Annotated in this window: 10 protein-coding genes and 1 pseudogene; 4 read left to right on the forward strand and 7 right to left on the reverse strand. The window is 69.6% G+C overall.

Annotated elements, in window-relative coordinates:
- Both P1P70_RS27705 and P1P70_RS27710 read right to left on the reverse strand, forming a co-directional pair.
- The coding region (locus P1P70_RS27705) for a hypothetical protein (RefSeq protein WP_319242393.1) at positions 1 to 563 on the reverse strand (563 nt) is incomplete at its 3' end.
- Positions 564 to 812: 249 nt separating this feature from the next.
- The gene (locus tag P1P70_RS27710; protein ID WP_319242395.1) at positions 813 to 2843 is read right to left on the reverse strand and encodes an N-6 DNA methylase; all 2031 of its coding nucleotides are present in this window, start codon (positions 2841 to 2843) and stop codon (positions 813 to 815) included.
- A 238-nt stretch (positions 2844 to 3081) separates the two neighbouring features.
- Here P1P70_RS27710 and P1P70_RS27715 point away from each other — a divergent pair, with 238 nt between their 5' ends.
- Positions 3082 to 3819, forward strand: coding sequence for a hypothetical protein (locus tag P1P70_RS27715; protein ID WP_319242397.1), 738 nt, complete (start codon positions 3082 to 3084; stop codon positions 3817 to 3819).
- A 33-nt stretch (positions 3820 to 3852) separates the two neighbouring features.
- Here the strand turns inward: P1P70_RS27715 and P1P70_RS27720 are convergent.
- Positions 3853 to 4338: pseudogene (locus P1P70_RS27720) on the reverse strand (HNH endonuclease family protein); the annotation flags it as partial.
- A gap of 123 nt (positions 4339 to 4461) precedes the next feature.
- Here P1P70_RS27720 and P1P70_RS27725 point away from each other — a divergent pair.
- The 3 genes from P1P70_RS27725 to P1P70_RS27735 all read left to right on the forward strand — a co-directional run bounded on the left by P1P70_RS27725 (position 4462) and on the right by P1P70_RS27735 (position 8377).
- Positions 4462 to 5583 (forward strand): tyrosine-type recombinase/integrase, encoded by a 1122-nt coding sequence (locus P1P70_RS27725; RefSeq protein ID WP_319242399.1) that lies wholly within the window; start codon positions 4462 to 4464, stop codon positions 5581 to 5583.
- Between the two features lie 737 nt (positions 5584 to 6320).
- Positions 6321 to 7781 (forward strand): site-specific integrase, encoded by a 1461-nt coding sequence (locus P1P70_RS27730; protein ID WP_319242401.1) that lies wholly within the window; start codon positions 6321 to 6323, stop codon positions 7779 to 7781.
- Entirely contained in the window at positions 7778 to 8377 is a 600-nt protein-coding gene (locus tag P1P70_RS27735; protein WP_319242403.1) for a DUF6262 family protein, read from the forward strand. Before P1P70_RS27730 ends, P1P70_RS27735 begins: the two co-directional genes overlap by 4 nt.
- Positions 8378 to 8509: 132 nt before the next feature.
- Here P1P70_RS27735 and P1P70_RS27740 read toward each other — a convergent pair whose 3' ends face one another.
- The 4 genes from P1P70_RS27740 to mfd all read right to left on the reverse strand — a co-directional run bounded on the left by P1P70_RS27740 (position 8510) and on the right by mfd (position 14432).
- Positions 8510 to 9637, reverse strand: a complete 1128-nt coding sequence (locus P1P70_RS27740) for a DUF6183 family protein (protein ID WP_319242405.1) — start codon at positions 9635 to 9637, stop codon at positions 8510 to 8512.
- A 65-nt stretch (positions 9638 to 9702) separates the two neighbouring features.
- Positions 9703 to 10434 (reverse strand): HNH endonuclease family protein, encoded by a 732-nt coding sequence (locus P1P70_RS27745; protein WP_319242406.1) that lies wholly within the window; start codon positions 10432 to 10434, stop codon positions 9703 to 9705.
- Between the two features lie 46 nt (positions 10435 to 10480).
- A complete protein-coding gene (locus P1P70_RS27750) occupies positions 10481 to 10795 on the reverse strand; it encodes a hypothetical protein (protein WP_319242408.1) in 315 nt (104 codons plus the stop codon).
- Between the two features lie 103 nt (positions 10796 to 10898).
- Positions 10899 to 14432 carry a transcription-repair coupling factor gene (mfd, locus tag P1P70_RS27755; protein ID WP_319242410.1) on the reverse strand — a complete coding sequence of 1178 codons (3534 nt, stop codon included), beginning with the start codon at positions 14430 to 14432 and terminating at the stop codon, positions 10899 to 10901.
- Positions 14433 to 14561: the final 129 nt, after the last annotated feature.

The following is a 14561-nucleotide window of genomic DNA, read 5'->3' on the forward strand; positions in this document are numbered from 1 at the left end:
AAAAAAGGTATTAGGTATTTTTGCCTTTCTCGTGGGCTCGGGAATGTGTATAAGGGGCAGGTGTAGGGCTGGGGGGCCTGGACCGGCGGGTAGCTGTACCCGGACTGCTGGGAGTTGTAGCCGGACGGCTGGGGGTTGTAGCCGGACGGCTGGGTGGTGTACCCGGTCTGCCCCGAGTACGCCGTGGTCTGGGCGTACGGCGACGGCGCGACCGTACGGGCGCGGCTGAAGTGACGTATGTCCGCGTACAGGTAGTACGCGACGATCGCCGCGAGTCCGCCGAGGAGCAGCCCCATGCCGACGTCACCGCGCCAGGTGGTGAACTCCTCCTCGCCCGGGTCGGTGCCGATGATGTAGAGCGTCACGATGATGTGGATGATCGCCAGGGCGAACAGCCACCAGTCGCGGGGCCTGCGGGTCACCGAGGCGAGCCGCAGCAGGCAGGCCCAGGCGAGCAGACCGCAGCTCATGACCGCGACCACCACGAAGATCACACGGAGTGTGACCTGGCCCCCTTGATCGGGGCCGGGGGGCGGTGTCGGCGCGTAGCCGTGGCCTTGCATGGCTGCTCCTGAGGGCCTGGTGAGAGCGGATGTGCGATGTCGTCCCGAGGGTATCGGTCGACGACGACATGAGGTCCAGGGTTGTGGACAACCGTTGTAGTACCGCAGTGCTGGTCACGCCGTCCCGGGCGGAGCGGTTCCGTCCGGTAGGCATGGGAGCGGGCGGCGCGAGGGAGTTGGCGGGGCGGGGAGTCGGCGGAGCGGGGCGGTCGGCGGGGAGTCGGCGGGGCGGGGACGGCTGTCGCCGGCTCAGTCCGGGGCGACCGTGCCGTCGGTCAGGCCGTCGTACATGCCGCGCACCAGGCGTTCGCCGAGGCGGCCGGCCTGCCTCAGGGCGTCCTCGAAGGCGGCGAGGGCGCGGAACCGCTCGCCGTAGCGGCGCTGCTGGTCCAGGGGCAGACGGGGCAGTTGGAGACGGCGGACGTCGAGCCGGGTCGCGGTGGAGGCGTAGCTGCTGGCCTGGCGGCTGTTGGCGGTGGAGCGCAGGAAACCGGCGACGAACCAGGCGTCGAGCGCGGCCGTGTCGGGGCGCAGCAGGGTCAGGTTGCGGCCGAGGGCCGCGCCTGCGGTCTCCTCGTCGATCACCCGTGCGATACCGCCGCCCCCGAGGACGGGGACGACGACGTCGCCGGGTTGGACGAGGACGGGGGCCTCGCCACCGGTCTCCGGCAGCGTGCCCGAGGGGGCCGTGCCGGCCAGGACGTCGTGGTCGGTGAGCACGCGCGCGTGGGGGCCGTTCCCGCCGGTGCGCAGCACCAGGGCTCCGCCGCGCGCGAGTTCACCGACCGTGGTGAGCGGCCAGCGCGCGGACGGCGCCTCCTCGGCGAGCGGGGGCGTGAGGTCGGCGGTCAGCCGGAGGGTCTCGCCGAGGCGTTCGCGTACGGCGGTCAGTTCCTCGGCGCCGCCGCCCGCGGCCGGGGGCGGCAGGTGCCGGGCGGGGGCCAGGTCCACGTCGTCGTCGAGCAGGTCGATGACCGGCAGCGCTCGGCTCAGCCCCGGCTGTTCCGCCGTCCCGCCCCCCCGGTCGAAGGGCCGCCAGGCGTCGAGCACGGCGGTGCGCACGGCCGCCCAGTCGAACCCGCTCCGCCCCTCGGGCACCAGCCGCCCGGTGTCGACGAGCAGCAACTGCGGTGGCACGGCGGCCTTGCCGGGCCTGCGCAGCACCCACAGGTGCAGCGGGATGTTGTACGGGGGCGCAGCGCCGACCGGCAGGGCGATCACGGCGCGCAGCGCGCCCCGGCGCAGCAGATCGGCGCGGATACGGCGCCCGGAGCGGCGGCTCGCGGCGGCCGGCGGCATCAGCAGCACGGCGGTGCCGCCGTCCACCAGGCGGGCCAGCGTGTGCTGCACCCAGGCGAGTTCGGACTCCGTGCGGGCCGGGAAGCCGTACTCCCAGCGCGGGTCGTAGGCGAGTTCGTCGTGGCCCCAGTTGCGCTCGTTGAACGGCGGGTGGCACAGGACGGCCTCGGCCCTGAGATGCTCGTACGCGTCCGCGCGGAGGCTGTCCCCCGGGGCGGTGCGGACGGTGCTCCCGGTGCGCAGGGCGAGCCGGAGCGCGGTGAGGGCGGCCAGTTCGCCGGAGCTGTCCTGGCCGTACAGCTCCTGGTCGGGGCGGGCGGCGACGGCGCGCAGGAGGGCGCCGGTGCCGCAGGCCGGGTCGAGCACCGAGCGGGCGGGCCCGACGAGTTCGGCCATCAGCTCGGCGAGTTCACTGGGAGTGAGCGTGTACTGGCGCGGGTTGGCGTCGAGGTGCCGGGCGAGCAGGAACTCGAAGGTCTGCCGCGCCCCCAGATCGGCCGCGAGTTCGGTGGCGCCGCGCAGCAGGGGGATCGAGGGCAGGAGTTCGGCGGGCCGCGGCCGGGGTACGGCGGGCTCACGGGTCGCTCCGAAGCGCGGGACGAGGACCTCCGCCAGTGCCTCGGGCAGCGTCCGGGCCAGATCCCCGTCGTCGGGGACGGCGCTCAACTCCAGCCAGGCCAGGGGCCGGTCGTGGAGGAGGAGCAGGGCGCAGCCGGTGTGCACCAGGGCGGTGACGGGGCCTTCCGGGTGACCGGTGACCTGCTGCCAGACGCGCTCCCTCAGGGGCACCTCGGCGAGCTTGCCCTGGTCGCGCAGCCACTCCTCGACCTCGCTGAGCGCGAAGGCCGGGCTGGTCTCGGTGCCGCCGACCGGTTTGGGGAAGTCGGCGTGCCGTCGGCGCCAGTTGCTGACGGCGGCGCGCCCTACCCCGGCGAGCCGCGCGATGTCCGCGGCCGTGACCTCTGTCTGGTTCCCCTGCACGCGCCCGGCTCCCCTCGTACCTGGTGGTGTGACGTCGAGCATACCGACGCACGCAAGATCTACCCCTTCACACCGTGAACACACTGGAATCCGTGAACCGTGTTGACTCGGTTCACAGGCTCTGCTCTTATTGACCCATCGAACGGCGGACCGTCCGATCCAGGCGATCACACATCTGCGCGCTGTGTACGACGCCCGCCGCTCCGCCTCACCCATCGATTCCCAGGGGGGAACTCCCATGCGTCGCACCGCTCTCGCCGCTCTCTGCATCGCCGCCGCGGCCACGTTCTCGCTCACCGGATGTCTGCCCGGCGACGACAAGGCCGACGGCCCCTTCGCGGGCCTGAGCGGCGGCGAGATCGCCGACAAGGCCGTGAAGGCCACCTCGGACGCCGAATCGCTCCGGATGAAGGGCGAGATCCAGGACGACTCGGCCGGCGGCACGGTCCAGATGGACATGGCGATGAACAAGAAGGGCGACTGCGCCGGCACCATGAGCATCGGCGGCGAGGGCCAGGCCGAGCTGATCAAGGTCGGCGACACCCTGTACATGAAGTACGACGAGGCCTTCCTGCGCGCCCAGTCGAAGGACTCCTCGAAGGAGGAGGCCGACATGGTCGTCGACATGCTCGCCGGCAAGTGGACCAAGACGTCCGCGAAGTCCGCGGACTCCCAGGACATCGCGAGCTTCTGCGACCTCGACACCGTCCTCGCCGACTTCGAGGACGTCGACTCCGACGCCACGCGCGGCAAGACCGCCGAGGTCGACGGCACCCCGGCCTTCACCCTGAACGAGAAGGACGGCAAGGACAGTTACACCCTGTACGTCGCCACCGAGGGCAAGCCGTACCTGCTGCGGGTCGTCAGCAAGTCCGCGAAGGAGCCCGGCGACCTCGTCTTCACCGACTTCGACAAGCCGGTGCCGGCCGAGGCCCCCAAGGGCAAGGTCGTCGACCTCGACGAGGACTTCAGCTGACCCACCACGCCGCGAGGCGGCACCGCCGAGGCGTCAGTCCGCGTGAAAACGGGCCGGCGCCTTCGTCGGGTTGCCGCCCGTGGGCAGCTTCTGCTCGGGGCAGGTGCCGAGGACCCGCTTCATGGCGTCCTGTTCGGCGGAGGTGACCCACAGGCCGTACTTCGCCTTCACCGCGACCTGGGCGGCCACATAGGTGCAGCGGTAGGCCTTGTTGGGCGGCAGCCAGGTGGCCGTGTCACCGTCGCCCTTGCCGCGGTTGGTGCCCGAGTCGACCGCGAGCAGGTTGAGCGGATCGTTCGCCAGGGCGATCCGCTTGCTGTCGTCCCACTGCTGGGCGCCCTTCTGCCAGGCGTCGGAGAGGGCCACGATGTGGTCCACGTCGATCTTGCTGCGGCCCCGGACGTACGGCACGTCCTCCCCGGTGTACGGGTCCGGGTCGAGCACACCGGAGACCACCGTGCAGTCGTCGGCCCGGAACCTCACCTCGTCCAGGTCGCGCTTGAGTATGTCGTCGCGGGTTATCTCTATCTCCCTCCTGACCTCGATGCACATGAGGCACAGCCGTAACGCCTTCTTGTCCCTCGCAGTTATCAGTCATGCCATGAGGCACATGAGTGGCATCGGAGACAGGAAGCAGATCCCGTGACGTTACGTGCAGAGAAGGCCGTGTCGCCTGCCACCGGCGAGATCACCTGGCTGCTGGTCGACGAGGAGACTTTCGCGCCTCACCCCGAGGCCCGCGAGTTCTCCCTGTACCTGCGCGGAGCCGGGCGGTCACCGCAGACACAGCGCGCATACATCCCCAGAATCGGCCGCTTTCTCAACTGGTGCACGGAGCGGGGCGCCGACTGGAAGGCCGCCCGACTCGGGGACATGAGCCTGTTCAAGTTCCACGTCGAGCGGACACCGACCCGGTACGGACGGCTTCCGACCGGCAAGACGGTCAACGCCACGCTCACCGCGGTCTGCGAGTTCCTCCGCTTCTGCGCGGTCCAGGGCCATGTGGATCACGAGGTCGCAGCGCGTCTCAGCGAACCGCGCTTCCTCACCCATGCCCCGGTGGGCTTCGCCCCCGGCGAGGGTGGCCAGCATCTGATGGTCAAGGCCCGGGTTCTCAAGACGCCCGAGATCGAGCGGGCACCGCAGGCTCTCACCGGTGCCCAGACGGATCAGATTCTCGATGCCGCTCGCACCGCGCGTGACCGGCTGCTGCTGACCGTCCTGGTGGAGGCGGGCCTCCGCATCGGCGAAGCCCTCGGGCTGCGGCGTGAGGACATGCACCTACTCCCGGATTCCACACATCTAGGCTGCCGGACCGGTGGCGCCCACCTGCACATCCGCCCCCGCCAGGACAACGAGAACGGGGCACGCGCCAAGGCCGGCCGGCACCGTGCGGTGCCCCTCGCTCAGACCGCCGTTCACCGGTACCGCGAGTATCTGGCCGAGCGGGAAGACGTTTTCGGAGCGGCAGGCTGTGACTACGTCTTCGTGAATCTCGTCGGCCGCTGGGCGGGCCGTCCGATGTCGTACTCGAACGCGAAGCAGGTCATCGAGCGCATCGGTGACCGTTGCGGCCTGCGCGCCCGGCCGCACATGATGCGGCACACAGCGGCAACCCGCTGGATTCGCAGCGGCGTGGCGCCCGATGTCGTAAAGACCTTGCTGGGGCATGCGTCGTCGGCGAGCACGGCTGTCTATCTCCACGCTCAGGACGAGGACCTTCGCTCGGCCGTCGACAGCCTCACCCTGGAGATCGCGCGATGACATCGAGCACCGTGCTCGCCGCGGTTCCCCCACAGTCAACCCCGCTCACCGACTGGTCCGCCTGGCTCGCAGAACGCCTGGCTTCCGGTTGGCGAACGACCGAATGGGATCCGACCAAGGCGCTTTTCACAGCTGATCCAGACAATCCGACGACCCACGTATTCACCTGCGTAGTCCCGGCTTGCTCCACGCACGTCGGAAACAACGGCAGTCGCTGCAACGCCTGCCGCAAGGCCCGTCTCCGCAGAGGAAATCCTGCGGACTTCGACACGACGTACACCCCGGTGGTGGCTCGTCGACGGCCGAACGACACGGACGGAGTGAAGCCAGGGGTCTCCCAGTTCTCTCTGGCACAAGTTTCCCCAGCCGTGCGACAGGAGATTCTGTATGGGCTTCAGCAACGCGACGACACTGGAATCAGCCTCGTCCCCCAACGCATGCGCCGCATCGTGGCCGGTCTCCCGCAGGAACTCGGCTCCCTCCTGAGTCTTGACTCCGGCGTCTCCTCCAAACTCCCCGCTGCCTCCAGAGGCGTACTCAAAGACGTCCTCCTTCACGTCCGACGTGCCCGGGCGGAATTCGAAGGCGCCGACCCCACCTCGGGCGACGTATGGGAATGCTCGTTGGTAGGCCTCACGGCGGGGCGGGGAAGGAAGTACAAGGCTGTTCACGGCGTGATCGACTTCCGGCCGGTGCGACAGAGGTGGCTGCGAGATCTCGTCAAGGAGTACGGGCGCGTGACGCGTCCCGATGTTCTGGAGTTGAGGCAGACCGTGTACGCCGCGACCATCGCGTCGGCCGCGCTGGTTCACCGCTCCGAGGGCGACACCCCTGAGCGGCTGTCGATGGCGGACATGAACGCCGTAGTGGACCATTTCCGTGTCACCAAGCGTCCTGAGGACGGGCACGACCACTCGACAAGCCACAGGCGAGCACTGCTGCGGCGCTGGCGTGCGTTCCTCGAGTTCGCTCGGCAAGCCGGAATGATGGACCACATCCCCGGTGGGTTCGCCATCAATCCTCGCTTCCACACCATCGCGGCGATCGAAGTGAGCGAGGACGACATCGGCCGAGCCGTTCCCGAACACGTCATCGCCCAACTCGATGCGCACATCGACCTGCTGGGCACGTCCACGGCCTACGAGAGCGGCGGTTGGACCACTGCCGACTTCGCCCGTATGTACCAGGTGGTCTACACAGTCCTGAGGGACACAGGTCGCCGACCGGGCGAGGTCACCAGCCTGCGGCGGGACTGTCTGGAGTGGATCGACGGCAAACCGACGCTGATCTACGACAACCACAAACGGCGCCGCCACGGCCGCCGCCTGCCGATCTCCGAGAGCACCGCCCGGGAGATCGAGGCCTGGCAGAAGGAGCTGGAAACCCTCCCTCCGGTACCGGCCTGCACTCAGTGGCTTTTCCCGTCCCCCGGTCAACGCAACCGCCCCCGCCGTCGCCACCTCACCTCGGCACAGTTCTGCAGCCGTATCTTCCGCAATTGGGTCGACGAGCTCATCCCCGGCATCTGGGACGAGCGCATGGGCGACAACGGCGAACCACTGGCATACGACCGCGCCAAGATCGTCCCCTACGGCTTCCGCCACGCCTACGCCCAGCGTCACGCGGACGCCGGAACCCGACCGGACGTACTCCGGGAACTCATGGACCACCGGTCGCTGGACGTCACCATGGGCTACTACAAGGTCTCCCTCAGCCGGAAACAGGAAGCCGTGCGAACGGTCGCGGCATTCGCCGTCGACCGGCACGGGGAATCCCGCGGCTTCGGCGACCCACTGGCCTACGAAGTGGAGAGCGTCGGGGTCCCATACGGCGGCTGTACCGAACCGAGCAACGTCAAGGCCGGAGGCGGGCACTGCCGCATCCGCTTCCAGTGTGCTGGATGCGACTTCTACCGGCCCGACCCCTCCTACCTGCCAGCCCTGGAACAGCAGATCGCGGACCTGCGGGCCGACAAGGAGGCCGCCCTGGCGATGGAGGCTGCGGACTGGGTTGTTCGCAATCTCGACGACCAGATCCGCGCGTACTCGAAGTCAGCCGACGAGATGCGGAGGAAGCTCGACGCGCTGCCCGCCGAGGAGCGCGCGGTCGTCGAATCCGCCTCGCGCGAGCTGCGCAAGGCCCGGTCCGCAGCGGCCTTCGTCCCCTTGCAGGCACTGACGACACGGAGCCCCGAATGAAGAATCCCGCCGCTTCAGGCGGCAATGACCGCAACGCACGGGTCGAGCGCCTGCGCGCCAGCCGCGCCAAGGACAGCGAGGAGAAGACCAGGCGGGCGCTCGATGCAGTGGCCTGCCTTCTCCGCTCGGGACGGCGCGTCACCGTCAGCCAGGTGGCCCGGGACGCGGGGGTGTCCACGTGGTTCGTCTACAACCAGCCCCAGGTGCACCAGGCCCTTCAGGACGGCATCACCGCCCAGCGAGAACAGGTAAGCCAGGACGCCCCCGTTCCGGTGGCGCGGCAGGTGTCCCCTGCCGGGTTGCGGACGGACCTCGCCTTGGCACGCGAAGAGATCAAGGATCTCAAGAGGGAACGTGACCGGCTCTTGAACCGGGTCCGGCTGTCTCTCGGTGCCGAGTTGGACGGAGTGGACCAGAACGAGCTGATCCAGCGGGTGCAACAACTGGAGCAGCGGGACACCGCTCTGAACGAGCAGCTGTCAGAGGCCAGAAGTCGGATCGCCGCCCTGGAGGGCAGGCTGAGTGAGACGGAAGACGATCTCACCGCCGCCCGGGCTAGTCTCCGCCGCGCCATGCGGGCCGTTCCGTCCTCGTAGCCCGCGCTCTGCACGACCGCGTCTCGCGACTGTCCGGCCGGCTCCCATGCCGTCGGCTGGACGGCCACGAGGGACGTCTGCAAAGTGGTCAAGCTTCACCGAAGCAATTACCGAAGCAATTGCGGGGCTTGCTCAGTCGGTGTCCGTCGCGGCCAGCACCGCAAGCCATCGGCTTTCTGGAGACACTGCGGCCAGGCCGATGTCCCAGGCCACGCGCTCGAACCACTGGGTGTCGGCGTCGAAGACGTACCAGGCACACTCCCGTGCACGTGCCTCGACCGTCTCTACAGGGGGACCCTCCGCGGCCCCGGCGAGGCTGGCCAGGGACTGCCACGCGGCCAGTCGGCCGTAGGCGCCGCGAGCACCCGAGTTGTACGCCCCTCCCGAGGAGGCGGCGGCGAAGAGCACCCGCCATGCCCGGTCCGGCGGACAGGCCATGACCGAGAAGGCGGTCTTCCTCCCCGCATCCTTCAGGCACTCCAGTCCCAGTGCCAGCAACGCGCTCGGTACCGATTCGGCATCCAGGGGAGCCGCCAGGTCGAAGACTCGTGCCTCGATCCGGCCGTTGGACTCATCTGCCCAGTTCGCCACGGCCGCGCTGATGCCCTTGGCAACGGCAGGGGTCGTCGTCTCCTCGACCGGCGGCACGTGCGCCCCGCGTTCGACCACCACGCGACCGTTCTCCGACGGGCCGTACGGCATCGAGTGGCTGCTGCCCTGGGTGCTGTAGCTCGGCAGATCCGGCTGTCCCTCCACGTCCGACAACGCCAGCGGCAGCCATCCCAGTGGATGGTGCTTCCAGTGCGGCGATGTCGCCCACCCTGCGATCCCCGGCGTCTGCGTGACTGCGACGCCCCTGAGTACGAGCTCATGGACCAGGCAGGCACGCAGTTCCTCGGAGGCGTTGCCGGTGAACGCCTCGGCGAGTTCCTCTGCCGGGTGGCTGGAGGCCAGCAACGATGCCGTGTAGTGGTCCAGCTTCCTGTGCGCGGCTTCCATCGAGGAGACCAGCCGTAGCGCCTGCCTCACGTTCCCGGGGCCGGGATTAGTGGCCAGCAGCCGGAGCAGGTGGTCGAAGACGCTCCCGTACTGCCAGATCGGCCTGGGCTCGGAGCCGTACGCCCCGGCGAGCGCGATGCCGAGGTCCGCGACGAAGGCGGCGTCCCCTTGCGCCAGGCGACGGTCGGCCGCCTTCCAGACGTCGGTGACGCTCTTCAGGCCCGGCAGTTCCGTCACGATCTTCTGTATGCGGTCAGCCACAGCGGGAAGCGTACGTGTCCCACAGTCCCAAAGCGATGGCGTTTTCCCACGTCACTGCGGCTCGATCAGCCTTCGCACTGCTTCATCATCATCGCCTTGTCCGCCGCCGTCACCGGGAGCTCGTACTTGTCGGCGACCTGCGCGAAGCGCACCACGTACGAGCACCGGATCTTTTTGTTCGGCGGCAACCAGGACGCGGGCCCCGAGTCCCGCTTCGCCGAATTGGCGCGCCCTTCGACAGGAAGCAGATTGAGCACGTCGTTCGCCAGCTGCTTGCGCTTGCTCTCCGGCCATCGGGCGGCGCCCATCTGCCAGCTGTAGGAGAGCGGGACCACGTGGTCTATCTGCACCTCGGTGGCCTTCGCCTTCTTCCAAGAGATGTCCTTGCCGGTGTACGGGTCGTACAGGTCCATCGCAACAACCACGCAGTCGGAACCCGAACGGAACTGCACGTGCCTCCCATGGAGTCTCAACAAGTCGTTCCGCGTGTCACAACCGTTCCTCGCCAGCGGCACCCCGTCCGCCGTATCCATCCACGCGTAGCCGAACTCATCCCGTTCGTAGCCCGTCTTCGGCCCACGCCCCTTTGTAGTGAGTCCCTGGATGAGTTTGCGTGCGTTGGCCTTGTCCGCTTCCGACGTGAGCGCGGCGAGCCCCGGCTTCGTCCCGTCGGGATTCGTCAACGGGCTCACCGCCTGGCCGGCAACTGCGTCCGGTCCGGATCCTGCGGAACTTCCGCCCGGCTCCAGGCCATCACAGCCTGCGACGAACGCGGCGACAACCACGGTCGAAAGCACAGCCTTCTTCCCGCGAGTCCGCGGGAGCCCGTAACTCACGTGCCTCTCATCCCGCACAGCCGACCACACCCTGCATACGCTGCGAGAACAGGTCCATCACGGCGCGAAGCATAGAGATAACGCGGGTGTCGCAGCTGTTGGAGTCCGTGTCGGCCCAGGGACTGCCGAACTCGCCGCGGTCGTAATTGCTCTTGGGCGCCCGGCCCTTGACGGTCAGCCCCTCCGCGGCGGCGAACGCGGCACCGCCCCCGCCGGGCACCTCCTGCGGTCCGGCCGCGCCGCCCGCGTCGTCCAGTTCGCAGCCGGTCGCGGTGACCAATACCAGAGCGACGGTGGCGACCCCACCCCTCAGACGCACCACGCGACACCCCTTTCCTCTGCCTGTGCTCGTACGCGGTCCTGCGGGGGTTCCCCGTCCCCCCTGCTCGACACCGAGGCCGGCCGGGGGACGGGTGCGCGAACCCCTACGACCCCAGGATCGACGCCAGGAACTCCCCGGTCCAGCCCAGCAGTTCCCGCCCGAGCAGCGGCTTCCCGCCCACCTTCGCCGTCTTCGGGCGCGGCACCAGCACCTGGTGCGCGGCCGGCTTGATGACCGTGCCCGGGTACAGCCGCTTCAGGCGCAGCTCCTGCGACTCCCGCAACTCCACCGGGGCGAAGCGGATGTTGGTGCCTTGGAGGACGATCTCACCGACGCCGCAGGCGCGGGCCAGCATGCGCAGCCCGGCCACCAGCAACAGGTTCTCCACCGGCTCGGGCAACTTGCCGTACCGGTCGACGAGTTCCTCGCGCACGGAGGCGATGTCGGCCTCGGTGTTCACGGAGGCGATGGCCCGGTACGCCTGCAGCCGCAGCCGCTCGCCCGGCGCGTAGTCGTGCGGGACGTGCGCGTCGACCGGCAGCTCGATCTTGACCTCGAGCGGCGGCTCCTCCTCGATCTCCCCGGTCTCCAGCTGCCGCCGGTAGTCCGCGACCGCCTCGCCGACCATCCGTACGTACAGGTCGAAGCCGACGCCCGCGATGTGGCCGGACTGCTCGCCGCCCAGCAGATTGCCCGCGCCCCGGATCTCCAGGTCCTTCATCGCCACGTACATACCGGCGCCCATCTCCGTGTGCTGGGCGATGGTCGCGAGACGCTCGTGGGCGGTCTCGGTCAGCGGCTTCTCCGGCGGGTAGAGGAAGTACGCGTAACCGCGCTCCCTGCCCCGGCCGACCCGGCCCCTCAGCTGGTGCAGCTGCGACAGACCGAAGGTGTCTCCGCGCTCCACGATCAGCGTGTTCGCGTTGGAGATGTCGATCCCCGACTCCACGATCGTGGTGGAGACGAGCACGTCGAACTTCTTCTCCCAGAAGTCGACGACGACCTGCTCCAGAGCCTGCTCCGACATCTGGCCGTGGGCCGTCGCGATCCGTGCCTCGGGCACGATCTCGCGCAGCCGGGCCGCCGCCCGGTCGATGGACTCCACCCGGTTGTGGATGTAGAAGACCTGGCCCTCGCGCAGGAGTTCACGGCGGATCGCCGCGCCGATCTGCTTCTCCTCGTACGGGCCGACGAAGGTCAGGACCGGGTGGCGCTCCTCCGGGGGTGTGGTGATCGTGGACATCTCGCGGATGCCCGTGACCGCCATCTCCAGCGTGCGCGGGATCGGCGTCGCGGACATCGTCAGCACGTCCACGTTGGCGCGCAGCTTCTTCAGCTGCTCCTTGTGCTCGACGCCGAAGCGCTGCTCCTCGTCGACGATGACCAGGCCCAGGTCCTTGAACTTGGTCTCGGAGGAGAACAGCCGGTGGGTGCCGATGACGATGTCGACCGCGCCCTCGCGCAGGCCCTCCAGGGTGCCCTTGGCCTCGGTGTCCGTCTGGAAGCGGGACAGGGCCCGGACGTTCACCGGGAACTGCGAGTACCGCTCGCTGAAGGTGCCGAAGTGCTGCTGCACCAGCAGGGTCGTCGGCACCAGCACCGCCACCTGCTTGCCGTCCTGTACGGCCTTGAAGGCGGCCCGCACCGCGATCTCCGTCTTGCCGTAGCCGACGTCGCCGCAGATCAGGCGGTCCATCGGGACCGTCTTCTCCATGTCCTCCTTGACCTCGGCGATCGTCGTCAGCTGGTCGGGCGTCTCCGCGTACGGGAAGGCGTCCTCCAACTCCCGCTGCCAGGGCGTGTCCGCGCCGAACGCGTGGCCGGGCGCCGCCATCCGGGCGGAGTACAGCTTGATGAGGTCGGCGGCGATCTCCTTGACCGCCTTCTTCGCGCGCGCCTTGGTCTTCGTCCAGTCGGCGCCGCCGAGGCGGTGCAGCGTGGGCGCCTCGCCGCCGACGTACTTGGTGATCTGCTCCAGCTGGTCGGTGGGGATGTAGAGGCGGTCGCCGGGCTGGCCGCGCTTGGCGGGGGCGTACTCGACGACCAGGTACTCGCGGGTCGCGCCCTGCACGGTCCGCTGGACCATCTCGATGTAGCGGCCGACACCGTGCTGCTCGTGGACGATGTAGTCGCCCGCCTCAAGGGTGAGCGGGTCGATGGTCTTGCGGCGGCGGGCCGGCATCCGGGCGCCGTCCTTGCCGGCCGCCTTCTGGCCGGACAGGTCGGTCTCGGTGAGGACGGCGAGCTTCAGGGCGGGGTCGATGAAGCCGTAGTCGATCGAGCCGCAGGCGACGTGCACGACCGACGGGGCGATCTCCGCCAGGTCGGCCTCCAGCCGGGCCGCGATGCCCTCGCCGCCGAGCACCTCGACCGTGCGGGCCGCCGGGCCGTGGGCCTCGGTCACGAACACCGTGCGCCAGCCGTCGGCCAGCCAGCCCTTGGTGTCGGCGAGCGCCTTCGCGGTGTCGCCGCGATAGGTCTCGGGGGCGTGCATGCCCAGCTTCAGCGTGTCGGCGTCCAGCTCCTCGTCGGCGGCGAACGGCGACACCGACCACCACATCATGTCCAGCTCACGGGCCCGGTCGCGGACGGCCGCGATGGACCACAGGGAGGCCGCGCCGACGTCGATGGGCGCCTCGCCGCCGCCGGCCGTGGCCGCCCAGGACGCATGGAGGAACTCCTGCGAGGTGGCCACCAGGTCCGCCGCGCGCGTGCGCACCCGCTCCGGGTCGCACACGATCGCCATCGCGCCCTTCGGCAGGACGTCGATCAGCAGCTCCATGTCGTCGACGAGGACCGGGGCGAGGGACTCCATGCCCTCGACGGCGATGCCCTCGGCGATCTTGCCCAGCAGTTCGCCCAGCTCGGGGTGGCGCTCGGCGAGGTCGCGGGCGCGGGCGCGCACGTCGTCCGTGAGGAGGAGCTCACGGCAGGGCGGGGCCCACAGGCCGTGCTCGGCCACCTCCAGCGATCTCTGGTCGGCGACCTTGAAGTACCGGATCTCCTCGACGTCGTCGCCCCAGAACTCCACCCGCAGGGGGTGCTCCTCGGTGGGCGGGAAGACGTCCAGGATGCCGCCGCGCACGGCGAACTCGCCGCGCTTCTCGACCAGCTCGACCCGGGAGTACGCGGCTGCCGCCAGGGCCTCGACCGTACGGTTCAGATCGGCCGTCTCGCCGGTGCGCAGCGCGACCGGCTCCAGGTCGCCGAGGCCCTTGACCTGCGGCTGGAGGACCGAGCGGATCGGGGCGACCACGACCGACACCGGGCCGGTCTCCGGGTCGTCCGGGCGGGGGTGCGTCAGGCGGCGCAGGACGGCGAGACGACGGCCGACGGTGTCGCTGCGTGGGCTGAGGCGCTCGTGCGGGAGGGTCTCCCACGCCGGGTACTCCACCACGCCGTCCGGGGGCAGCAGGGAGCGCAGGGCCGCCGCCAGGTCCTCGGCCTCGCGGCCCGTCGCCGTCACGGCGAGGACCGGGCGGCCGGCGTCGCGGGCGAGGGCGGCCACGGCGATGGGGCGGGCCGCCGGGGGGCCCACCAGGTCGACGTGGGTGCGGTGGCCGTCGGACGCCGCCCTGATCGCTTCCGCGAGGGGGGCGTCCTTGACTACGACGTCTAGCAGACCGTGGAGGCTCATTCGGGGCGTTTTCCCGTCCGGGTGGGCAAGGTGGGGGCACACCAAACGCCCCGCCCTCGACCTAAACCAACACACACCCCCCCACCAAAAAACCAATACAAAAAACAGGCGGCGAGGAAGCACAAAAAA

Source organism: Streptomyces sp. MB09-02B, from assembly GCF_033794485.1.
Taxonomy (GTDB): Bacteria; Actinomycetota; Actinomycetes; order Streptomycetales; family Streptomycetaceae; genus Streptomyces.

Bases quoted from the DNA above. Each gene is read 5' to 3' on its own strand.
- P1P70_RS27715 (WP_319242397.1), top strand. From the start codon at position 3,082: ATGCGTCGCACCGCTCTCGCCGCTCTCTGCATCGCCGCCGCGGCCACG.
- P1P70_RS27735 (WP_319242403.1), top strand. From the start codon at position 7,778: ATGAAGAATCCCGCCGCTTCAGGCGGCAATGACCGCAACGCACGGGTC.
- mfd (WP_319242410.1), bottom strand. From the start codon at position 14,432: ATGAGCCTCCACGGTCTGCTAGACGTCGTAGTCAAGGACGCCCCCCTC.